Origin of the sequence: Actinoplanes sp. NPDC049599 (genome assembly GCF_044465625.1) — a bacterium.
Taxonomy (GTDB): Bacteria; Actinomycetota; Actinomycetes; order Mycobacteriales; family Micromonosporaceae; genus Actinoplanes.
In genome coordinates, this window is sequence record NZ_JBITLX010000002.1 from 512315 (window position 1) to 535171 (window position 22857).

Annotated in this window: 18 protein-coding genes; 3 read left to right on the forward strand and 15 right to left on the reverse strand. The window is 71.6% G+C overall.

From position 1 onward, the window contains the following. Positions 1 to 2 precede the first annotated feature (2 nt). From ACIBQZ_RS05585 to ACIBQZ_RS05610, 6 genes are all read right to left on the reverse strand, one after another. On the reverse strand, positions 3 to 863 hold the full coding sequence (locus ACIBQZ_RS05585; RefSeq protein ID WP_396087247.1) for an XdhC family protein: 861 nt from the start codon (positions 861 to 863) through the stop codon (positions 3 to 5). Positions 864 to 1123: 260 nt separating this feature from the next. After that, complete coding sequence (locus tag ACIBQZ_RS05590) at positions 1124 to 3520, reverse strand: aerobic carbon-monoxide dehydrogenase large subunit (RefSeq protein ID WP_396087248.1); 2397 nt, start codon at positions 3518 to 3520, stop codon at positions 1124 to 1126. Continuing rightward, positions 3517 to 4020, reverse strand: coding sequence for a (2Fe-2S)-binding protein (locus tag ACIBQZ_RS05595; protein WP_396087249.1), 504 nt, complete (start codon positions 4018 to 4020; stop codon positions 3517 to 3519). Before ACIBQZ_RS05595 ends, ACIBQZ_RS05590 begins: the two co-directional genes overlap by 4 nt. A 2-nt stretch (positions 4021 to 4022) precedes the next feature. Continuing rightward, on the reverse strand, positions 4023 to 4901 hold the full coding sequence (locus tag ACIBQZ_RS05600; protein WP_396087250.1) for an FAD binding domain-containing protein: 879 nt from the start codon (positions 4899 to 4901) through the stop codon (positions 4023 to 4025). Positions 4902 to 5004: 103 nt separating this feature from the next. After that, the gene (locus tag ACIBQZ_RS05605) at positions 5005 to 5682 is read right to left on the reverse strand and encodes a response regulator (RefSeq protein WP_396087251.1); all 678 of its coding nucleotides are present in this window, start codon (positions 5680 to 5682) and stop codon (positions 5005 to 5007) included. Continuing rightward, positions 5675 to 6991, reverse strand: a complete 1317-nt coding sequence (locus ACIBQZ_RS05610; RefSeq protein WP_396087252.1) for a sensor histidine kinase — start codon at positions 6989 to 6991, stop codon at positions 5675 to 5677. Before ACIBQZ_RS05610 ends, ACIBQZ_RS05605 begins: the two co-directional genes overlap by 8 nt. Before the next feature lie 269 nt (positions 6992 to 7260). On the opposite strand from ACIBQZ_RS05610, the gene ACIBQZ_RS05615 reads away from it, so the two are divergent. Beyond that, positions 7261 to 7578, forward strand: coding sequence for a hypothetical protein (locus tag ACIBQZ_RS05615; RefSeq protein WP_396087253.1), 318 nt, complete (start codon positions 7261 to 7263; stop codon positions 7576 to 7578). Between the two features lie 78 nt (positions 7579 to 7656). Here ACIBQZ_RS05615 and ACIBQZ_RS05620 read toward each other — a convergent pair whose 3' ends face one another. From ACIBQZ_RS05620 to ACIBQZ_RS05640, 5 genes are all read right to left on the reverse strand, one after another. Beyond that, the gene (locus tag ACIBQZ_RS05620) at positions 7657 to 9525 is read right to left on the reverse strand and encodes a serine/threonine protein kinase (RefSeq protein ID WP_396087254.1); all 1869 of its coding nucleotides are present in this window, start codon (positions 9523 to 9525) and stop codon (positions 7657 to 7659) included. A 2-nt stretch (positions 9526 to 9527) separates the two neighbouring features. Further along, entirely contained in the window at positions 9528 to 10310 is a 783-nt protein-coding gene (locus ACIBQZ_RS05625; RefSeq protein WP_396087255.1) for a cytochrome c biogenesis CcdA family protein, read from the reverse strand. Between the two features lie 564 nt (positions 10311 to 10874). After that, positions 10875 to 11414, reverse strand: coding sequence for a TlpA family protein disulfide reductase (locus tag ACIBQZ_RS05630; protein ID WP_396087368.1), 540 nt, complete (start codon positions 11412 to 11414; stop codon positions 10875 to 10877). Between the two features lie 26 nt (positions 11415 to 11440). Next, positions 11441 to 12913 (reverse strand): NADH-ubiquinone oxidoreductase-F iron-sulfur binding region domain-containing protein, encoded by a 1473-nt coding sequence (locus ACIBQZ_RS05635; protein ID WP_396087256.1) that lies wholly within the window; start codon positions 12911 to 12913, stop codon positions 11441 to 11443. A gap of 313 nt (positions 12914 to 13226) precedes the next feature. Next, positions 13227 to 15128: a translation initiation factor III gene (locus tag ACIBQZ_RS05640; protein ID WP_396087257.1), complete on the reverse strand. Its 1902-nt coding sequence runs from the start codon at positions 15126 to 15128 to the stop codon at positions 13227 to 13229. 478 nt (positions 15129 to 15606) lie between these two features. Here ACIBQZ_RS05640 and ACIBQZ_RS05645 point away from each other — a divergent pair, with 478 nt between their 5' ends. Together ACIBQZ_RS05645 and ACIBQZ_RS05650 are read left to right on the forward strand one after the other, a co-directional pair. Beyond that, positions 15607 to 16386, forward strand: coding sequence for a hypothetical protein (locus ACIBQZ_RS05645; protein ID WP_396087258.1), 780 nt, complete (start codon positions 15607 to 15609; stop codon positions 16384 to 16386). 266 nt (positions 16387 to 16652) lie between these two features. Beyond that, positions 16653 to 17240 carry a DUF3455 domain-containing protein gene (locus tag ACIBQZ_RS05650; protein ID WP_396087259.1) on the forward strand — a complete coding sequence of 196 codons (588 nt, stop codon included), beginning with the start codon at positions 16653 to 16655 and terminating at the stop codon, positions 17238 to 17240. A gap of 78 nt (positions 17241 to 17318) precedes the next feature. Here the strand turns inward: ACIBQZ_RS05650 and ACIBQZ_RS05655 are convergent, their stop codons facing one another. From ACIBQZ_RS05655 to ACIBQZ_RS05670, 4 genes are all read right to left on the reverse strand, one after another. Further along, positions 17319 to 17798: a GNAT family N-acetyltransferase gene (locus ACIBQZ_RS05655; RefSeq protein ID WP_396087260.1), complete on the reverse strand. Its 480-nt coding sequence runs from the start codon at positions 17796 to 17798 to the stop codon at positions 17319 to 17321. Continuing rightward, positions 17791 to 19305 (reverse strand): fibronectin type III domain-containing protein, encoded by a 1515-nt coding sequence (locus tag ACIBQZ_RS05660; protein ID WP_396087261.1) that lies wholly within the window; start codon positions 19303 to 19305, stop codon positions 17791 to 17793. The genes ACIBQZ_RS05655 and ACIBQZ_RS05660 overlap by 8 nt, the downstream gene beginning before the upstream one ends. Positions 19306 to 20011: 706 nt before the next feature. Further along, entirely contained in the window at positions 20012 to 20875 is an 864-nt protein-coding gene (locus tag ACIBQZ_RS05665; RefSeq protein ID WP_396087262.1) for a methyltransferase domain-containing protein, read from the reverse strand. A gap of 92 nt (positions 20876 to 20967) precedes the next feature. After that, entirely contained in the window at positions 20968 to 22728 is a 1761-nt protein-coding gene (locus ACIBQZ_RS05670; protein ID WP_396087263.1) for a glycoside hydrolase family 6 protein, read from the reverse strand. Positions 22729 to 22857 lie beyond the last annotated feature (129 nt).

Sequence of the window (22857 nt, forward strand, 5' to 3'; positions counted from 1 at the left end):
GATCAGGCCCGCGCGAGGAATGCGGTCCGGCAGCCCGTACCGCAGAAGTAGTGGCCTCCGGCCGCGATCGCATCCGGTCCGATCACGACCGTCATGCCGCAGATCGGGTCGATCGCCGTCGGCGGCGCCGCAGGCGGCTGCCCGCCGACGGGCGCGGCCAGGCCGTCGACCCGGATCGCGCGGACCACCTCCGCCATGATCGACAGGGCGATCTCCTGCGGGGTACGCGCCCCGATGTCCACACCGGCCGGAGTGTGCACGCGAGCCCGCTCCTCGTCGCTCAGCCCGAGGCCGTCAAGCACCGCCGCGCCGCGCCGACGGCTGGCCACCAGGGCGATGAAGCCCACCCCGGCGTCCAGCGCCTGCCGGATCGCCGCTTCCTCCCCCTTGCCGAGCCCCGCCACCACGGCAGCGGTCGCACCCTCGAAGCTCTCGCCGCGGACCACCTCGAGGTCGAGGAAGCCGGCCAGCGTCGCCACCGCATCGCTGATCGGCGTGCTACCGACCAGCCGCAGCACCGGCGCGGGCAGCACCGGCCGCAGAAAGATCTCGATCGCGCCGCCGGAGTGGCACGGGTTCACCACGACCAGCGCGCCCGGCGTCTCCGGGAAGTCGGCAGAGCTGTCCGGCAGCACCCGGAGCAGCAGCGTCTGACCGTCCCGCAACGTGTCGAGCGCGGCGGAACGCACGGAACTCTCCGCGCACTGCCCGCCGACGAAGCCCTCGATGGAACCGTCGTCGAGAATGACGGCCGCGTCTCCCGCACGCGCCGAGGTCGGCTCCTGCGCACGCACAACGGTGGCGTGCACGAACGGACGCCGCTGCTGCGTCAGCGTCCGGGCGCGTTCGGCGATGTCGGTCATTGCTGGGCCTCCCTGGTCATGCCCTCTCGGCCCTCATCGGCGTGAGCCAGGCACGGTCCAACGCAGATGCTCATGGCCGAGCCTCCCTCGTCATGCCCATCCCGCCCGCACCGGCACGGCCGTCGTCGGCATCAGCCATGTGCGGTTCAACCCAGACACTCATGGCCGAGCCTCCCTCGTCATGCCCATCCCGCCCGCACCGGCACGGCCGTCATCGGCATTGGTCGGGCGTGGTTCGGTGCGGGCGGTCATGACGCACCTCAGATCGGCGGTTGCGGCACGCCGCGCATCGCGTCCCAGACCCGGGACGGGGTGAGCGGCATGTCGGCATGGCGGACGCCGAAGGGCGCGAGCGCGTCCACCACGGCGTTGACGATGGCGGGTGGTGAGCCGACGGTGGCGGACTCGCCGACGCCCTTGGCGCCGATCGGGTGGTGCGGCGACGGGGTGACCGTGAAGCCGGTCTCCCAGTCGGGCACCTCAAGAGCGGTGGGGATCAGGTAGTCCATCAGCGACGCGCCGAGGCAGTTGCCGTCCTCGTCGAAGGCGATCATCTCCATCAGCGCCATGCCGACGCCGTCGGTGAGCCCGCCGTGCACCTGACCCTCGATGATCATCGGGTTGATCCGGGTGCCGCAGTCGTCGACCGCGATGAACCGGCGCACCTTGACCTGCGCCGTCCCCGGGTCGATGTCGACCACGCAGATGTAGGCGCCGTGCGGGTAGGTCAGGTTCGACGGGTTATAGCAGATCTGCGCCTCGAGCCCGCCCTCCATGCCCTCGGGCAGGTCGCCGGCGCCGTGCGCGCGCATGGCGATGTCCTGGATGGTGACGGACTTGCCGGGGTCGCCCTTGACCTGGAAGGACCCCTTCTGCCATTCGAGGTCGGCCACGGAGACCTCGAGCATCGCCGAGGCGATCAGCCGCGCCTTGTCGCGGACCTTGCGCGCGACCAGCGCGGCGGCGGCCCCGGACACCGGGGTGGACCGGCTGCCGTACGTGCCCAGCCCGAACGGCGTGTTGTCGGTGTCGCCGTGCACCACGTCGATGTCGGCGGGCGGGATGCCGATCTCCTCCGCCACGATCTGCGCGAACGTCGTCTCGTGGCCCTGGCCCTGGGACTGCACGCTCAGGCGTACCACTGCCTTGCCGGTCGGATGCACCCGCAGCTCGCAGCCGTCCGCCATGCCCAGCCCGAGGATGTCCATGTCCTTGCGCGGTCCCGCGCCGACGGCCTCGGTGAAGAAGGCGATGCCGATGCCCATCAGCTCGCCGAGGGCCCGCTTCTCCGCCTGCTCCTTGCGCAGCTCGGCGTAGCCGGCCATGTCCATGGCCAGGCGCATGGTCGGCTCGTAGTCGCCGGAGTCGTAGACCCAGCCGGTCTTGGTCGTGTACGGGAACTGCTCGGGCTTGATGAAGTTCTTCAGGCGCAGCTCGGCGGGGTCCATGCCCAGCTCGGCGGCGAGACAGTCGACGATCCGCTCGACCAGGTAGACGGCCTCGGTGATCCGGAACGAGCACGCGTACGCGACGCCGCCGGGGGCCTTGTTGGTGTACACGGCCGTCATCGAGCAGTACGCGGCCTCGATGTCGTAACTGCCGGTGAAGACACCGAAGAAGCCGGCCGGATACTTGACCGGCGCGGCCGTACCGTTGAAGGCGCCGTGGTCCGCGAGCACATCCGTGCGGATGCCGAGGATCTTGCCGTCGCGGGTCGCGGCGATCTCGCCGCGCATGATGTAGTCGCGGGCGAAGCCGGTGCTGATCAGGTTCTCGGAGCGATCCTCCATCCATTTCACCGGCTTGCCGGTGACGATCGAGGCGACGATGGCGCAGACATAGCCGGGATAGATCGGGACCTTGTTGCCGAAGCCACCACCGATGTCCGGCGAGATCACCTGGATCTTGTGCTCGGGCAGGCCGGCGACGATCGCGTAGAGCGTGCGGTGGGCATGCGGGGCCTGGGTGGTCGACCAGAGCTTGAGCTTGCCCTCGACGGCGTCGTAGTCGGCGACCGCGCCGCACGTCTCCATCGGCGCCGGGTGCACCCGCGGGTAGACGATGTCCTGGCTGACGACCACGTCAGCGGCGGCGAACACCGCCTCGGTGGCGGCCTTGTCGCCGGTCTCCCAGTCGAAACAGTGGTTGTTGTCCTTGCCGTCGAGGTCGTCGCGGATCACCGGGGCGCCCGGCGCGAGCGCCTGCCGCACGTCGATGACCGGGTAGAGCACGTCGTACTCGACGTCGATGAGCTCGAGGGCGTCGCGGGCCGCATACCGGTCCTCGGCGACGACGAACGCGACCTCCTGGCCCTGGAAACGGACCTTGTCGGTGGCGAGCACGGCCTGCACGTCGTTGGAGAGCGTCGGCATCCAGGCCAGCCCCTGCGCGGCCAGGTCGGCGCCGGTCACGACGGCCTTGACCTTGGGCAGTGCCGCGGCGGCGGACGTGTCGATGCTGACGATCCGGGCGTGCGCGAACGGTGAGCGCAGGATGGCCAGGTGCAGCATCCCGGGCAGCCGGATGTCATCGGTGAAGCGCCCCCGGCCCCGGACCAGCCGCGGATCTTCCTTGCGCAGCATCCGGCCGTGCCCGACGGGCTTCTGGTCGTTGTCCTCGAACGTGGTGAGCCGGCCGGCGTCCTGCACGGCGGTCATGACGACACCTCCTGAGCCTGCGGCGCCCCCTGGGCCTCGGCCGCTTCGTGGACCGACGCCCAGCGCACCGACCGGATGATCGACGCGTAGCCCGTGCACCGGCAGATCTGCCCGGAGATGGCCTCGCGGATCTCGGACTCGGTGGGATCGGGGTTGCGGTCGAGCAGGGCGCGAGCCGTCATCAGCATTCCGGGCGTGCAGAAACCGCACTGCAGCCCGTGGCACTGGATGAAACCCTCCTGGACCGGGTCGAGCTTGCCGTCCTTCGCCAGGCCCTCCACGGTACGGACCTCGTGGCCGCCGGCCATCGCGGCGAGCACGGTGCACGACTTGACGGGCTCGCCGTCGAGCCAGACCACGCAGGTGCCGCAGTTGCTGGTGTCGCAGCCCCAGTGGGTGCCGGTGAGCCCGAGATGGTCGCGCAGGAAGTGCACGAGCAGCAGCCGCCCCTCGATCTCCTCGGTGACTTCGACGTCGTTGACGGTCATCGAGACCTGCATGCTCAGCCTCTCTCGGCGATGCGCGCCACGGCGCGGCGCAGGGTACGGACGGTGAGCTCTTTGGCGAGGTGGCGCTTGTAGTCGGCGCTGCCCCGCTGGTCGGTGACGGGCTCACAGCTCTCGGCGGCGATCTCGCCGGCCCGGGCGTACAACTCCTCGGACGGCGGGTTGCCGCGCAGCGCGGCCGAGATCGCCGGGATGCCGGTGGTGTTCGGGCCGACCGCGGCGAGGCCGACGCGGGCGTCGGCGACAAGACCGTCGGCGCCGAGCCAGACAGCGGCGCCGGCGGAGACCACGGCCCAGTCACCAGCCCGGCGCTCAACCTTCTCGTAGGCGCTCCCGCCGCGCTCCCGAACCGGGATACGGATCTCCAGCAGAATCTCACCGTCGGCGACCGCAGTCTCGTACGGCCCGCGGTGGAAGTCCTCCATGGTGACCGTCCGGGTGCCGCCGGAGCCACGGATCACGCAACTGGCGCCGAGCGTCGTGCACACAGCGGACAGATCCTCGGAGGGGTCGGCCTGGCAGAGCGAACCGCCGAGGGTCCCCCGGTTGCGCACCGTGGGATCGGCGATGACCCGCTCGGCATCGCGGAAGATCGGCAGCACGGCGGCGAGCGCATCGGACTCGAGCAGCTCACGATGCCGGGTGAGCGCCCCGACGCGAACCTGATCACTCTCGACGGCGATGTACCCGAGCTCACCACGAAGATCATTGATGTCGATGAGGTACTCGAAGTTGGCGAGCCGCAGCTTCATCATGGGCAGCAGACTGTGTCCGCCGGCGACCAGCCGGGCGGTGTCGCCGTAGCGCTCCATGAGCCCGATGGCGTCGTCCACGGAGGTGGCGCGTGCGTACTCGAAGGGTGCCGGAACCTGCATGTCGCAGTATGGGCAGCCACCTGATCTAGCTGTCAACGGCAACCTAAGCCAATGCTTAATCCGGCGGTCCGGGGCAGAACCTCGCAATGTCCACATCGGTGGGTCACCGCCGCGAGAGGCCGCTGCGATGGGCGATGGCCACGAGCTGCGCCCGGCTCGTGGCCCCCAGCTTGGCCAGCAGACGGCTGACATAGGTGCGCACGGTCTCCGGGCTCAGCCGCATAGCCCGTGCCACCGTGCTGTTGTCCTCGCCCTGCGCCAAGGCGGTCAGAACCTCGCGCTCCCGCACGGTGAGGCGCTCCAGCCGAGGATCGGGTTCCGGCCGAGCGGTCGAGGCCGCGTGGGCCATGACCTGCCGAGCCACCGCCGGCGAAAGAACAGGCTCACCGTCCGCGGCGGCGCGAACCGCCGCACGCAGCCGGAACGGCACCGCGGCTTTGAGGAGATAGCCGTCCGCGCCGGCTCGCAGGGCGTCGAGCACGTCCTCGTCGGTGTCGAAGGTGGTCAGCATGAGAACAACCGACGCCCGGCAGACGGGATCGGCGCGGATCTGCCGGGTGGCTTCGATGCCGTCGGTCCCCGGCATGCGGATGTCCATGAGGACGACGTCCGGCCGGATGCGGCGGATCAGCGGCAGCGCCGCGGCACCGTCGGAAGCCTCGCCGACGACCTCGATGGAGCGGCCGGTGTTGTCGTCGTCGCCGGCCAGCAGCGTGGCGATACCTGATCTGATCAGGGATTGGTCGTCGACCAGGACGACGCGGATGGTCCGGTCAGTCACGGGTGCTCCCGTGCGGGAGAGCGGCGCCCTGGTGAGGGTCTCTGCCGTCCGGAAGGTCGCTGCTGTCGGGAAGTGCACCGCCGTGCGGAAGTGCACTGCCGTCCGAAAGTGCACCGCCGTCCGAAAATGCACCGCCATCCGGCTGATCCGTGGGCCACCCGGCTTGCGGCGCCGAGCTGCTGGCCTCCTGGACATCGTCGACTTCGAGCAGCGCGGTGCCGACCCGCGGTCGGCGGCGGACGAGTGGGAGTGTCGCGTTGACGTGCCAGCCGCGCTTTGCCGGGCCGGCGTCGAGATGGCCGCCCAGCGCTCCGACTCGTTCACGCAGACCGGTGAGACCGGCATGGTCCTCCGCCGCCGCAACCGGCGCACCGTCGTTCTCGACCCGGACGTTCAGCTTGTCGCTCGCGTGCCATACGTCGACCGTGATCCGCCAGCCGTCCGAGTGCCGTAACGCGTTGGTGACGGCCTCCTGCACCAGCCTGTATGCCGCGGCCGACACCTCGGGTTCGTCGACCGGCTCGATCCGGGTGCGCACGTGGAAGCCCGCCGCCCGGGCCGTCTCGGCGAGTGACTCCACGTCTCGCAGCGAGGGCTGCGGGCCGGCGCGCAGTTCCCGGACGGTGGCGCGCAGCTCGTCGAGCGCCTGCGCCAACGCCTCCGAAACATGGTCGAGCGCTGCCGCGGCCGCGTCCGGATGCCGGCGGACCTCCTGCTGGGCGACGCTGGTGTGGATCGCCGCCACGGTCAGGGTGTGCCCGATCGAGTCGTGCAGGTCCCGGGACAGGACCTGCTTGTGCGCGCTGAGCCGCCGTTCCGCCTCGAGGGTGATCTGCTGCTCGGTGAGTGCGTCGATGCGCCGGCGCGCCCGGACCAGCTCCCCCAGCATGATCGCTGCGGTCATCAGCGCCGCGTGGCCGACGTCTTCGTAGAGCACGACGTAGCGGAAGTCCTGGCCCTCCAGGAGCCGGAACGTGACCGACACCGCGAGCACCGTCGTGGCGCCGATGACAGCCGCGGCGCGATGACCGGCCTCGGCGGCCGCATACAACGCGGCGGCGACAGGCACCGCCACCCCGATCGCCGGGAACCCCTCCGCGTAGTAGACGAACAGGCCCAGGATCGTCAGGGCGAGAACCGTGCGCGAATATCGGCGCCGCCAGAACATCAGCGCGCCCAGGGCAGCGGCCCACAGGTAGGCGGCGAATCCGGCCCCGCCGCCCTGATCTGCCGAAACGACCACGGCGAGCACCGCAGCCACGCCCACTGCGACGGCTGCGTCCGCCCACCTTCTCCGAGTGCTGTCCACGCACCGATCGTAGGAGCGGCTTGCGGGCCGGGTGTACGCCGGAAAGCGACACCTCTTGTCGCTTCCTGCGGGATCCACTCACGCCGAGGGCTCCGTACCGTCGCCGTCATGACGCACAGACCTCACCGGCTCGGGCTCCCCGCCTGGCTCATCATGGTGCTCGGCCTGCTCCCCGCGCCCAGAGCGGTGCTGCACGACCTGGGCATCGTGACCGAGGACGGCCCGGTCACCATCCTGCTGGTGTTCGGCCCCTCGTTCTGTGGGCCGTCGTGGCGGTGCGGCTGGCCGGCAATCCCTTCCCCGCGCTGCTTGCCGCCGGCGGGATCTACGGCATCTGTCTCGCGGCGGTGCACACCATCTTCTGGAGCCGCGGCTCGGCGGGAGACCCACCACGGCTCGGCGGAAACCTCGAAGGCCGGCTACCGGCCGGGACCGAGGAGGTCCTGCTGCGCAGCGCGACGGTACTGAGCAGCCTCTTCACCGGGCTCGCCGTCGGCACGGTCTGCGGCGTCACGGCGTGGATGATCACTCGCCTTGTCCGCCGACGACGCGGCACCGAGGACACCATCTCAGGCCCGCCACCGTGAGGCCCGACCAACGACTACCCACGCATCACGAGAACGGCGGCCGGCCGCAAGAGACCGGAGAAGGCGAGGCGGACCGTGTCAGAAGGACCGGATCTTCACGTTCGAGAACGTCACCACATAGGGCGGATCCGCGTCGACCGCTCCGACGCTCATGCCGAGCAGCACCTGGCCCTTGTCCGGGCCGCCCTTCGGCAGCCGCACCGCGCCCGCAAAGTCGCCGTCGCGGAACACCTGCGCCTGGCCGTCGCGGACCACGAGGTGGATTCGGGTCGCCTGGCGCAGCTCGATCCGCTCGTCCAGCGGGATCCGTCCGTAGACCTCACGGTCGTTCGGCGTGTCCGCGACCACCGACATCTCCTCCTGACAGACCCGCAGCACCTGTCCGCCTCGCTTCGGATCCCAGTGGAACCAGATCGCAGCGCAGCTGCCCGCCGACTGCAGCACGGTGGACACCTCCACCCCGAAGTCGTCCACGATCGATTCGTCCGGGCCGACGCACTGGTAGGTGCCGGCGTCCACCCGCGCGACGCGCATCACGCCCCGGGTGAAACAGTTCGCGTTCTGTTCGCGGATCTCGCTGTCCAGCCACTGGCCGGGCTGCGTCAGCTCGTCTTCGATGATCAGCTCGCCCCTGCCGGGCTCCACCGGCGAGCGAGTGGCATCGGCGCCGGGCAGTTCGTCGTCGCTCGCATAGTCGGCCGGGGTCGTCGGCGGCGCACTGTTCTGCAAGGGTGCGCCACCCCCCTGCTCCGGGGACTGCTCGGCACCGGCGGCGGCCCCACCACCGCGCTGCGATCCGGTGGTCAGCGGGTTCCCGGCGCGTCCCTGCGCGTTCAGCACGAGCGCCACGGTCGCGACGCCGGCGACCACCAGCAGGATGGCAAGCACGGCAAGCATCCGATGACCACGCGGTCGCCCAACCTCGTGATCGGTCGAGAAGGAACCAGAGGCATAGGAGGGGCCATAGGAGCGGTCGACTTCCTGGGGCGCAGCAGAAGTGTAGGAGTCGTAGGGCTCGTCTGCGGACTCGAAATATCCGCCAGCTGCCGGCGACACCGGGACGGGCGCCGCGCCGGTCACCGTGGCTCGCTGACGAGCGGCAAGGCGGGGTCCCGGCCGGTCGCCCAGCAGCATGTCGAGCAGTTCGCGGGCGGTCGGCCGCTCCTCGGGGTCCTTCGACAGCGAGAGGGCGACGATTTCCCGCAACGACTCCGGCAACCCATTCAGGTGGGGCGGCTGGGTGAGGATCCGGGCCGCGGTCGCCGGGGGCGAGTCGCCGTGGAACGGTGTCTGGCCCGTGCCGGCGTAGGCGACGACACAGCCCCAGGCGAACACGTCCGCCGCCGCCGTCAGCGGGGTGCCCGGCTCGGAGGAGAAGCGTTCGGGTGCCATGTAGGCGACCGTCCCCACCATCTGGTCCGTGCGGGTGTGCTGGCTCGTCGCCTCGAAGGCCCGGGCGATGCCGAAGTCGATGACCTTGGGGCTACCGGGCGCGAGCAGCACGTTGTCCGGTTTCAGGTCTCGGTGGATCACGCCGGCGCCGTGGATGCCGGTCAGCGCCGTGGCCACCCCGACCGCCAGCGAGTGCAGCGCCGCCTCGCGCAACGGGCCGCGTTCCTCCACCACCTCGCCCAGACTCGGCCCGTCGACGTACTCGACAACCAGGTACGGCGGGTTGTGGTCAAGGTCCGCGTCGAGCACCTCGGCCGTGCAGAACGACGGCACCTGCCGGGCACGTTCCACCTCGCTGCGGAAGCGGCCACGGAACTCCGGGTCGTTGACCAGGGTCGCGTGCACCAACTTGATCGCGACGAAGTTGTCGTCGCGGTCGGTCGCCAGGTAGACGACTCCCATCCCACCCGAGCCGAGCCGGCCGGTGAGCCAGTACTCGCCCAGGCGCTCCGGGTCGCCCCGGCGCAGTGGACTCACGCGGTACGCGGTGTCCACGATCAACTCCCCACTGAGGTACGACGGCGCCGGGACAGGAGGAGCGCTGCCAGGACCATGACGGTCAGCAACAGCACGAACCACCCCGCACCGAGGTGTCCGACCACACCACTCAACTCGCGCTGGACATTCGAGGCAAGATTCACTACCGGATCCTGCCCGGAAGTCCTCAGATCCTTGACAAGACGCAGCTCATACCATCCGTAGTAGGCCACATACGCTCCGGCGACGACGAGCACCGCACCGCCGATCCGGGGCACAAAAGCCGCCGCCCGGCGCAGCCGGGACACGGCGGAGACCCGGACCAGAGCGACGGCCAGCGCGGTCACTCCGATGACCAGTCCCATCCCGGCCGCGTAGCTGACGAACAGAGCGACGCCCTCGGCGATCGACCCGGCGCGCAGACTGGAGACGACGATGGCAAGGAACGGTCCGATCGCACAGCCGAGCGACGCGACGGCATAGGCCATGCCGAAGAGAACCATCGACGCGGAAGAGCCGGTCAGGCGGGGCGCGCGCATGCCCTTGCCCGGCGACGGCAGTGACCGCCCGGCGAGCAACCAGACGCCCATCGCCAGCAGACCGAGCCCGAAGACGACCGTGAGCCAGGGCAGCCGCGGCAGCAGCCGGCTGGTCAGCGGGGCGAGCACCAGCCCGAACGCACCGAAGACCGCGACGTATCCGACGGTCAGGGCGACAGTGCAGCGCAGCGCCCGGCTGATGGCGCCAAGAGTCGCCCGAGAATCGCCGGCCACATCACCCGGGGAGCCTGCAGCGTGCGCCACCGGGCTGACGGCCGCAAGAGTCGCCCGCGGATCGCCGGCGTCACCGCCAGGAGAGCCCGCAGAGCGCGACGCCCGGCTGACGGGAGCAAGTGCCGTCGGCGACTCGCCGCCGACGGCACCGGGCGAGACCGCGGCCCGGGCAGTCAATGACGACGAGTCCATCAAGGAAGACGAGGACGAGGAAGCCACGCCAGACGGAAAGGACGACCCCGACAAGGTGGGCAAGCCCGCCGGCCCCACCGAAGAGGCTGATCCGGCAGGCGAGGGCGACCCGGCCGAGGAAAGCAAGCCAGCCGTAGCTGACCCGCCCGAGGAAGACGACCCAGGCGAAGAAGACGACCCGACCGAAGACAATGGCCCTGCCGAGGGAGACGACCCGACCGCGGATGGCAAGCCAGCCGAGGAAGAAGAGGAGCCAGCAGGAGATCCACGCCCACCCGAACCCCGCGGCCGGTCACCCACCACCAGCACCGACAAATAAGCCGGCAGCAGAGCAAACCCGCAAGGATTGACCGCCCCCAGCATCCCCGCGGTCAAGGCGAGCAGCAGCGTGGCCAACACCGCTCAAGCCACCAGCGACTTGACCTTGTTGGTCAGCTGCAGATCGTCCAGATAACTGGTCGTCACGATCTGCCCCGCCCGGTCCAGGATCACGTAGGTGCTCTGTTCCGTGATGCCGAACTTCTTCCAGAGCTTGCCCGGCTTGTCGTCCAGGTGCGGCACCGTGCCCACCTCCAGGTCCGACACGAACTCGTGCATGTCCTTGTTCTCGCCCATGCCCGCGATGCCCAGGATGTTCAGCCGACCCGCGTACTCGTCCTGCAGATCGGAGATCGACATGGCCTCACTCGCGCAGGTCGCGCACCACGGCGCCCAGAACCACAGGATCGTCGGCTTGCCCGCCATGGTCGCCGCGTCGAATGCTTTGCCGTCCACGGTCGTACCCGTGAACTTCAACGCCGCCGGCACCGCAGCGCCCCCGACAGCACCAGCCACCGCCGAAGCCGCCGGGTCGGCGGCAGGCGGGGCGGCGGCAGGTGGAGCGCCAACCGGCGCGCCCGTCGACCCGCATCCGGCCAGCACAACCGCCAGCGCCCCAGCCATCACCACGGACAACACCTTGGGAGTGATCACTTCTTGACCGCCTCCGTCAGCCGCAGCGCCAGCGCCGGGCACACGTTGACCGCTTTGCGGGCGCCGTTCTCGAGCCACGGCGGCAGTGGCGTCTGTGGGAACGCCGGGAAGCCGTTCGCGTCGAGGCGGATGATCTCCGGTGCCACCGCCGAGCAGAGGCCATGACCGTCGCAGCGGGACCAGTCCACCGCGAGCTTCCGCGCGCCCTGATCCGTGTGGTACGGCAGCGGCAGGATTCCGCGCACCTGCTTCCCGCAGCCCTCACCATTGGCGTGCAGCTCCACGTCGCGGGCGAAGACCTCGAGCGCCGAGAGCGCAAACCGCGCCGTGCCGTCGGGGTGGCTGCACGCGCCGCGGCCCTTGACCACGCCCGCCGCCTGGCGCACGTTCTCCAGCGCGCTGCCGCCGAGCGCGACCAGGGTCACCGCGCGGGCCAGGTCGGGCAGGCCCAGCCGGCACGGGCCGCACTGGCCCGCCGACTCGCCGGCCAGGTACTGGGTCACCTGCGCGACCTCGCCCAGCGGGCACGTCGACGAGCCGATCGGGATCAACATGCCGGCGCCGAGCGTGCCGCCGACCTTGGCGAAGCCCTTGCGGGAGATGGTGACCGTCTTCGCCGCCTCGGCGGTGATCCACTTGCCGTGGTAGCCGCCCACCAGCAGGCCGGGGCCGATGTCGGCGCCGCACATGGTGAGCACGTCCATCAGGGGCGTGCCGGTCGGCGCTTCGACCACGGCGGGCGCGGTGGCCGAGCCGCCCACGGTCAGCATGACCGTGCCGGGCTCCTCGGGGATGCCGACCGCGTTGTACTCCCACGGGCCGAGGCGGGCCGCGATGGCGAGCTGCGAGTACGTCTCGGCGTTGGAGAGCAGGGTGGGCAGCCCGCCGACGCCGTTGTCGCTGGAGCGGACCTTGCGGCCGGGCGGGATGTGCGCCTCGCCGTTGATGCCGCGGACCAGCGCGCCGCCCTCGCCCGAGATGAACCGGTGCGGGACGGTGACGATGCGGGTCGGCACCGGCATGCGCCGCTCGGCGAGGGCCGCGGCCAGCGACTCCTGACCGATGCCGTCGTCGGCGATGCCGATCACGATCTCCTCGGCGTCGAGCGCGGCGGCGGCCAGCGCCGCGCCGTCGAGGATCAGGTGCGGGCCGCGGGTGAGCACGGCCTTGTCCTTCCACGACGGCGGCTCGCCCTCGGTGGCGTTGACGACGATCACCGGCGGCAGGTCCTGCCGCTGGCAGGAGTCGAGCACCGCGCGGACCTTGCGAGCGAACGGGAAGCCCGCGCCGCCGCGGCCCCGCAGCTCGATCCGGTCGGCGAGGCCGATCAACTCGCCGCTGGACAGCGCCGCGAAGCCGCCGTGCACCTCCTGGTGCGCAATCAGGTCGAGGCGGCCGTACTCGTCGAAGCCGGCCGTGATCCGCGGCGTCCCAATGCTGGTGACCGGGGGAACCTGATCGGCGCTCACCGCGACGCCCCGCTCCGCAGCCGACCGAAGCGGACCGAAGCAAGAACCGGCACCCCACTCCGCAGCCGACCGGAACGGACCGAAGCAAGAACCGGCACCCCACTCCGCAGCCGACCGGAACGGACCGAAGCAAGAACCGGCACCCCACTCCGCAGCCAGCCGGAACGGACCGAAGCAAGAACCGGCGCAGCACCGCCCCGCGGCGCCCCGCTCTGCGACCGGCCGGAGCGGGCCGGAGCGAGAGCCGGGGCACCACCGCGGGCGGCGGTGTGGCCGGCTGCGCGGCGCGCGTACCGGTCGGTGGCGCGTTCAGTCACTGTGCTTCCCCTCGCAGCTGACGCCAGTACACGTCGTCAGCCGATTCGTCCGCTCTGCCCTTGGTGCCGCGGCGAGCCCCCCGGCTCGCCGTTCGGGCGGGTTCCTGCTGGGTTGCCCGGCGGGCCCGGCGGGACGCCATGTCGACCAGGGTCGGCGTCTCGTCGGGTTCCAGGTCCGGGCCGACCGTGGCCCGCGGGTCGCCGGCCAGGTCCACGAACTCACTGCGGCTGTGCCGTCCCGAGTCGGCGCTGTCGACGTCGGCGCCCCGGTCGCGCCGGGTCCGGGGCGCAGTCTCGCTCTCATCGGTGTACCGCGAGGAGCGCGTCGGCCTCGGCGGTTCCTCGTCGGGGTAGCGGCCGGACCGCCGCCGCGGTGGCGGCGCCTCCTCGTACCGGTCGTCCTCCACGTAACGGCGCTGCCGCGGGGCCGGGACCTCATCGTCGGCGGCGTAACGCCGGGAACGCGGCGCTTCCTCCTCGACGACGCGCCCGCTGCGGGGCGCCGGCAGGTCTTCCTCGACGATGCGCCGGCCGCGGGGTGCCGGCAGGTCTTCCTCGTCGGCGTAGCGCCGGCTGCGGACCGCGGGCTCCTCCTCGAACTCGGTGCCGGCGTAGCGGCGGGACCGGGCCGGGGGCTCCTCGAACTCGGTGCCGGCGTAGCGGCGCGAGCGCGGCGCGGCGTCCTCCACGTACGGGTCGCCGGCCCGGCGGCGGCTGCGCGGCGCGGGCACCTCGTCCTCGTCCTCGTAGCTGCGCAGCCCTTCGTCCAGCGCCCGGCGCGACATGGCGCGGGTCGGCTCGTCGAAGCGTTCGGCGGCGGCCGCGCGACGCTGACGGGGCGCCGGGGCGTCCTCCTCGGCGTAGCGGCGCGAGCGGGGCGCCGGCAGCTCGTCCTCCTCGAACTCCCAGCGCTGGGTGGGCGCGTCGTCGAAGTCGCGGCGGCGGCGGACCCGCTCCTCGTCGTCGACGCCGCGGCGCGGGCGGCGTTCCGGCTCCGGCTCGGCCATGGCCGGCTCGACCATGGCCGGTTTGGCGCTGACCGGCTTGGCGGGGGTCTCGACCAGCGGGGGCGCGCCCGTGGCGCGGGCGGCGGGCGCCCACGTCTGCAGGGCTGCCGACCCGTCGGCGACAACCGCGTCGTCGCGGCGGCTCTTGCCCCGGCCCTTGATGCTCGGGGTCGTGGTCGGGACCAGCTTGCCGACCGGCTGGATCTTGCCGGTGCCGGTGCCGGCCTGCGACGCGAAGTCCTTGCGGCGGTTCAACCGCACCGACAGGCGGACGGCCAGGCCGACGAGCACCATCAAGATGCACAGGATATAGGAGACCACGACCCAGGCCGCGGCCGGACGGCCGGCGCCGAGGCCGTGCAGCAGGGCGATCGGCCACATCAGGTACGAGATGGCGTGGATGCCGCGCCACATCCACGGCTTGCCCTTGCCGATGAAGCGCGACCGGGCGATACCGGTCCACATCACCATCACCATGATGTAGCCGGAGAGGACGCCGAAGCCGATCAGCATCGTCTTGTACGGCGCGAGGAACGGCACGAACGCCGCCATCACCCCGACCTTGCCCACCGCCACCTTCGTCCAGACGTGGAAGAAGAGGGCGACGACCGCGATGACACCGGTGGTGCGGTGCGCGGACTGCAGCAGCACCCGCTGCCGGATCGACAGGACCAGCCGGTCGGTGGCGACCAGTCCCACCATGATCGTGATCGAGAGCGACACGAGCGACACGACGCCCACGTAGAACTCGGTGTACGCGAAGACGTACACGTACCCCATCTGACCCGCCGGGGTGAGCATCGCGGCGGCCCAGATCGCGGCGATGATCGAGACGCCGAGCACCGCGAAGGTGATCATCGACGGCGGTGTTCGGCCGCCGGTAGCGCTCATCGGGACGTCCACACGACTGGCGGATCGCTGGTTCATCTTCGTCCGGGCCATAACTCCTCGTTCTCCGCAGCGGCAGGGCGTCCGTCCTGGGCGGTCGGGACGCCGGCATCCGTGGGGGATGCCCCGCGCTCGTTACTGTCGGGCCGGTTTACCGGCGGCCTGCCTTTCGTCACGGTGCGTGAAAGCCGGTCTCCTGCCCTCCCCCATCTACGTGTGCGGCGAGGGATCGGATGAACGTTCGGGAAGTTCTTTGCGGGCAAGTTTGCGCGAGCATGCTACCGATCTCGCCCGGAAGGACACTGACCTGGGGAGATACGACCTGGAAACCTGGGGGTAAGGCAAAAATAAAGTGTTATCCCCGGTGGAATCCCCGGTCCGGGCTGAACCTTTCGCCCGGCTCCTCCGAACTACCTCACGTGCGTGCTCGTTGACGCCTTTGCGTGAGGAGATGATTGCTGTGCGGCATCGCGCTGCTCTGTTGTCCGCCGTTCTGACCATCGGGGCCGCGACCCTGATCCTGCCCGGGCGGGCCGCCGCCGTCGAGCCGGGGTTCCAGGTGGACATCACCGAGCTGCCCGAGACCTTCACCGCCGGGGACGGCGCGCGCACGGTCACCGTCGTCGCCTCGAGCGAGCAGAACCGCTGCCAAAAGGTGCGCTGGTCGCTGCTCATCGCGGTGGACGGACCGGACCTGGACGAGGTGGAGGTGGCCCGGATCGAGGACAACGGCGACTTCCCGATCCAGGTGCAGAACGCCGGCGACGACTCGGCCCGGATCACCGACGTGCAGCTCGACCCCGGCCAGCTGTGCCGTGGCCGTACCGTGACGGCGCGGTACCGGATCGGCTTCGACGAGGACGCCGACTCGGGCCGGGTCACCTTCCGGGCGCAGGCTTTCAACGCCGGCCGCACCCTGCTGCAGGAGGCCAGCTCGCGCAGCCAGGTGGCGGGCGAGGAGGCCGAGGAGTCGCCGAGCCCCGAGGCCGGCCCGTCGCCCAGCGAGTCCTCCCCCGCGCCGGAGGAGTCGGCGACGGACGAGGAGACCGCCGAGCCGGAGCCCACCAGCACCGAGGAGGACGTCGCGGCAGTGCCGGCCGCCGGCAGCGACAGCGGGACGCCGAGCCTGCTGGGCGCGGGCCTGATCGTCGGCGGCATCCTGGTCTTCCTCGGGGTCGGCCTGCTGCTGCGGTTGCGGATGCGCAGCCGGGCGCCGAAGCACAGCAGCCAGCTCCCGACAGGCTTCTACCCGGCCAACTGAACAAAGCTCAGCCAACCGCACATACCAGGCTAACTAGACAGGCCGGGCCAATTGCACGAGCCCGGCCAACTGCACGAGCCCGGCCAACTGCACGAGCCCGGCCAACTGCACGGACCCGGCCAACCGAAAGCACACCGGAACGGAAGGCGATCTTCCTCCACAACTCTCTGGGGTAAACCTGCGCAAGACTTAGGCCGCAGTTAAGAGACCGTCGCGGACAGTAGCCCTAGGGTGGGTCGGGCGTAAACCCCTACTGTGGAGGATTCTTGAAGACCAAGTCTGTCCGGATCGCGGCCGGGGTCGGTGCGGTCACGCTGGCCCTCGTCGGCATTTCCGCCGGTGTCTCCTTCGCGGACGACAAGCCCGCCCCAGCCACCCCTGCCACCGCGGCGGATCGCTTCCTCGGTGGCGCCAGCACCGTGCCGGCGAACCTGGTTCCCCCGGCCGGCAACGCGCTGACCTCCGTGTTCAAGGCCAAGGGCGTGCAGATCTACGGCTGCACGGATGCCAAGTGGGCCCTGATCGAGCCGGCCGCGACCCTCGTCGGCATCACCCTCAACCCGGTGAAGGCGGCCTCGGCGCTGCATTTCCGTGGCCCGAGCTGGGAGTCGCCCGACGACGGCTCGCTGGTCGAGGGCATGTCGCCGGTGACCGCGCCGTCGGCCACGCCGAACAGCATCCCGCAGCTGCTGGTCACGGCCAAGCTCAGCCGCGGGCCCGGCGTCTTCGGCGACGTCACCTTCATCCAGCGCCTCGACACGGTCGGCGGCGTGGCACCGGCTGCCGCCTGCACCGCGGGCGCCACGGCCGCGGTGCCGTACACGGCGGTGTACCGCTTCTTCAAGAAGAGCTGACCTTCTTGACGCGCTGACATTTCCGAGGGGCCGGATGCCGGTGTCCCGCCGTCACGGTGGGGCACCGGCATCCATCCGTCACGGCCCGTCGAGGCGCAGCACCGTCTCCTCGATCTCCGTGCCGCGGGCCGTCGCGTACGCAATCTCCTTGCCGACCGGCCGGAAGCCCACCTTGCGCAGCACCGCCAGCGAGCCGGCGTTGTCGCTGGCCGCCCGGGCCGTGATCGGCCGCACCGGCACCAGGTCGACCAGCAGCTCCACGGCGCGGGTGGCGATGCCCCGCCCCCACCAGGAGCGGTCCAGCCAGTAGGTGATCTCGGTGTCGTCGCCGATCGGGAAGGCGGCCGTCGTTCCGGCCAGTTCGCCGTCCACCGTGACCGCGAACATCAGGATCTCCGGGTCGCTGCGCAGGCGCGCGAAGTGCGCGTCGAAGGCGGCCCGGTCATCGGGGTCCTCAGCCGTGAACGCGGCCATCCGCACCGCGACGGGATCGCGCATCTGGTCGTAGATCATGTCGAGGTCGTCGTCGCGCACCGCGCGCAGGCCGATCTCACCCATCCGTCGCTCCCGTCCCGGCCCGGGTCACCGAGGCCGTCGCGTCGTCGTCGCCGGGCCCGGAGGGAACCGCACCTCGGAACCAGTGGCGGCAGCCTACCGAACGGGACCCCCGCAACAACGCCCCACCGACCGTGAGCAGGGCAACACCGAACGCCGCGACCGGGCCCGGCCCGGTGATCGGGAGCCCCGCGCCGGCGGCCCGCGGGACGCCGTGGCTCAGCGCGCTGAACGACACCCCGCCGTGACTGACCGCGGCCACCACCACCGTGTACCGCTTGCCGCCGGTCAGGCCTGTCACCGTGCAGGCGTGGGCCGGCCGGGCGGTGCAGGTCCGGCCCTCGTCGAGGCTCCGGCCGGTGAAGGCCACGGCCACGTAGGCGGCGATCCGGTCGGCCCCGGTCGCGGCCGGTGCGGCCCAGCTGACCCGCAGACCACCCGGCCTCGCTGCGGCCCGCACGGCGGTGGCCGGACCCGGAGCCAACGGTACGGCGCTGAGCACGCCGTCCCGGGTGCAGTAGACGGCCAGCGAGGCGTCCACCCCGCAGCTGCGCCGGGCGCCGACCGAGAGGTCGGCGAGCAGCGGGGCCGGATGCCCGAGCAGCAGCCGGGCGGGTGTCGAGGTGTGGATCCGGGTCCGGTCGACCGCGGCGGGCCGGGCCCGGTCGGCGGTGTCACCGACGCCGAGCTGCCCGCCGTCGTTGGCTCCCCAGCAGTACGCCTCCCCGCCGGTGGTGATCCCGCAGGTCGAGTCGCCGCCGGCGCGCAACCCGGCATAGGCCCGCCCACCGACCCGCCCCGGCGCGGAACGGTCCCCGGCCCGGCCGAGCTGCCCCCGGCCCCCGGCACCCCAGCAGTACGCGGCGGCCCGTGGCCCGAGCGCGCAGGCGTGCCGGCCGCCGAGGCTGATCTCGGTGTACGGCCCGCCCCGGACCGCAACCGGACCGGACGCGGGCGCACCGGCCCCGCCGCCGTCCCCGAGCAGGCCGTCCGCGTCGGAACCCCAGCACCAGACCTTGCCGCCCTGGTCGAGCGCGCAGGTGGCGTCGTCCCCCGCGGCCAGGTCGACGATGCCGGCCAGCCCGGGCACCTGCTCGGGGTTGGCCTCGCTGGTGCCCAGCGTGCCCCGGCCCAGCTGACCGGCGTTGTTGCGGCCCCAGCAGGACACGGTCAGCTCGACGGCCAGCACGCAGGTGTGCTCGGCCCCGGTGACGACCTGCACCACCCCGGCGGCGGTCTGCGCGGGCCGCGCCCGGTCGGCGAAGCTGCCGTCCCCGAGCTGCCCCTCGTCGTTGCCGCCCCAGCAGTAGGCGACCAGCCCCATGACGGCGTACTCCAGGGTGAGCGCGCAGGTGTGCACCCGGCCCGCGTGCACGGCGAGCAGTCCGGCGGCCGTGGCCAGCCCACCGCTCGCGCTGACCCGAATCGGCCGCGCGGATCCACGGGCGCCGCCGACACCGAGCTGGCCCCGGTCGCCGGCGCCCCAGCACCAGAGATCGGCATACCGCACAACGGCACAGGTATGACCGCCGCCGACGGCGGTGAGCCCGGACCCGGGCCCGGCCTCCGCCGCACCCGGCCGAAGCACCAGCCCGGACATCCCGGCAGCCGGCCCCGGCCGAGGCACCGGCACAGCGGCCAACCCCGAGCCGGACATCCCGGCGGACGGCCCCGGCCGAGGCACCGGCACAGCGGCCAACCCCGGGCCGGACATCCCGGCGGACGGCCCCGGCACCGGCCCGGCCTCCGCAGCACCCGAACCGACCGCCACACCCGACACCCCGATAGATGGCACCGGGCCCAGGTCCGCGGCACCCGACCCCGCCTCCGGGCCCGACGTCCCGGCAGACCGCCCCGGCACCGCCCAGGCCTCCGCAGCACCCGAACCGACCACCGGACCCGACATCGCGGAGGGCGTCCGGGGCACCAGCCCTGCCGCACGGACGATCGCGGCCTCGGTGGCCCGCACGACGTCCACGCCAGACCCGGCCGCCATCCCGGCCCCAGACCCGGCCGCCACCCCGGCCCCAGACCCGGCCGCCATCCCGGCCCCAGACCCGGCCGCTGCACCCGCCGCAGGCCCAAGCGCCACGAGAGCAAGCGCCGCGACCACCCCGCCACCCCGACGGATGAAGATCCACATGCGCGTCAGCGAATCACACCAACCCACCCTATATACCCGAAAAGTCCTATTCAGTGCGACCGCAGGCGCGGCCTCAACCGGCCCGGGTCCCGCTCAGGTAGGCCGTCGCCATCGTGTGCCGGGTCGGTACGGCCGTCTGCGACTCCACGTAGGCGTCGAAGCGCTCCCGCTCCCCCGGTGTCAACGCCGCGTCGAGCACCTTCCCGTACGTCGGGACCAGCGGGTTGGGGGCCGTGCGCCGCACCGCCGCCCAGTCCGTGATCGGGAGCCCCGGCACCTCGATCTCCGCGCGGTAGTCCAGCCGTACCCCCGTGAAGCCCGCCTCGTCCGCCCAGCGCACCAGGTCGCGCTCGTCGAAGCCGAGCATCGGGTCGGCCGCCGGCGCGGCCGCGGCGTAGGCCGCGCGGATCTTCGTGATCAGGTCGGCGATCGGCGCCGGGTCCAGGCCCAGCACGGTGTTCCTTCCGGTACGGACCGGGAAGCTGTTGATCGGCTCGAAGATGGACAGCCGGCCGCCGGGGCGCAGCACCCGGTGGAATTCCGCGAACGCCGCCGGCTTGCGAGCCACGTAGATCAGCACCGAGCGGGTCGTCACCACGTCGACCGAGGTGTCCGGGATCGGGCTGAGGTCGTCGGCCACCGCCTGCACGAATGTGGACCGGTCCGGGTCGGCCTGCCGGCGGCACTCGTCGAGCAGGGCCGGCGAGACGTCGCTGAAGATGACCCGGCCGTGCGGGCCCACCCGCTCCAGCGCGCCGAGCCCGATCAGGCCGGTGCCGGTGCCCACGTCCAGCACCGTGTCGCCGGGGGTGATCGTCGCGCGGTCCAGGACCCCGTCGCGATAATCCGTCAGCTGTGGGGCGAACTGCGCGCGCAGGCCCGCCGAGCCGCCGTCGCGGTGCCGGAGCAGCCAGCTCGCCCATCTGTCGGTGCCCACGCGGACACGCTAGCGCCGCGCGGCGTGCGGCGGGGGGACGGCCGGACGGCCCGGTCGGTGGTAACCGACCGGGCCGTCCGTCTGGGAGAGGGTCAGAGAGCGGGGTAGGCGTTGGCCATCAGCTCGCGGAACTGAGCGGAGAACCAGGCGCCGGAGATCGGCGCGTTCGCCAGGGCACCGGTCGCGCTGTTGCCGTTGCGCTCGTTGCCCGTGTAGGTCGGGTCACACATCCGGTCGAAGCCCTTGCCCTCGTTGTTCGGGATCAGGGAGCTCGAGCCGTCCGACTCGCCCGGGGGCTTGACCCAGACGTAGGCGTCGATGCCGGAGGCCGGTGCGGCCTTCGGGCGCTCGCCGAGGCCGGCGCCCGACTGGTTGCACCAGTTGCCGGCGTGGATCCGGCGGTCGATGCGGGAGCCGTTGACGAAGCCGTCGACGGTGGTGGCCGTGCTGGGCCCGGTGGGCCGGTTGGCGCCGCCCCAGCCGTTGCGGGACGTGTCGATCAGCATGCCGATGCCCGAGTCGAAGCCGACCGAGACCAGCTTGGTGCGGAACGCCTGGGCGAACGAGAGCTCGTCGACGTAGAAGTTCCAGTCGACCCACTTGGACTGCCGCACCGAGGTGCCGTTCACCGTGGAGTTGATGGTGAAGTACGGCTCGGTCAGCGCCGAGTAGTTCGCCGTGTTGGTGATGAAGCCGTGCACGTTCTTCACGTTGCCGGACGCCTGGGCGGCCTGCAGCATGATGTCGGCGGTCGGGCCGAAGTTGGTGTCCCAGCCGATCCAGCCGTGGTGCGCCGCGTCCACGTAGTTGTAGACGTTGCCGATCGCGCCCAGCTTGTTCAGGGCGTAGCCGACACCCTGCACGTAGCCACCGTTGGACTTCATGGTGGCGCAGGTCGCGACGTTGGTGTTGGTGATCAGGTTCGGCAGCGAGTCGATCTCGATGACGTTGATGATCCGCAGGCCGGCGTACTTCGCCCGGGACTGGATCGCCGCGATCGGGTCGATGTACTCGCTCTTGTAGCGCGGCAGGTCGTTGACGCCGAGCTCACCGTTGGAGGCGAGCGCCGAGCAGTCCCGGCCGGGCAGGTTGTAGATGACGAACTGGATGTAGCCGGCGCCCTGGGCGAGAGCCGCGTCCAGGTGGTCCTCCAGGCCCATGCTGCCGTTGGAGCTGCTGCCCGTGGTGCCCTCGATGGCCGCGATGCGGTCCAGCCAGACGGCGGTCGGGTTGCTGGAGACCCGGCTGCCGCCGGGCTCGGCGTCCGCCTTGGCCTTCCACTCCGGGTTCACGTAGCCCTTGGCCCCGGCGTAGGGGTTGTCCGCCTTGGTGCCGACCGGCGGCGGGCTGGTCGGCGGGCTCGTGGGCGGGCTCGTCGGCGGCGTCGTCGGCGGGGTGGTCGGCGGCGTGGTCGGCGGGGTGGTGGGAACCGAACCGGTGCAGGCCGTGCCGTTGAGCGAGAACGAGGTCGGGTTCGCGTTCGTGCCCGAGTAGTCGGCGTTGAAACCGAACGTCGCCGACGCGTTCGTGCCCAGGCTGGCGGCCCAGGACGGGTTGGTGGCGGTGACGTTCTGCCCGCTCTGGGCGATGGTGGCGCTCCAGCCCTGGGTGATCCGCTGGTTGCCCGCGAAGGCCCAGGTCAGGGTCCAGCCGTTGGAGATCGGGTCACCGAGGTTGGTCACCTGGACGTTGCCGGTGAACCCGGTGCTCCACGAGTTGGCCGTGTAGTTGACCCGGCAGCCCGCGGCGGCGCTGGCGTTCTGCGCGGCGACGGCGATGCCGACGCCGGTGAGGAGGGTGATCGCGGTGGCGGCCGTCAGGCCTCGCACCAGCGTGTGGGGACGTGGACTCATGCGCAAGCGCTCCTGGAAGACATGGCGACGCCCGGGGCAGGCGTGCCGAGGGGAACGAACTTCCGGCGCGGGGATCGATCGTTGTCGCTGACCTCCGCGTGAGCCCCAGACTATGGGAGCGCTCCCATG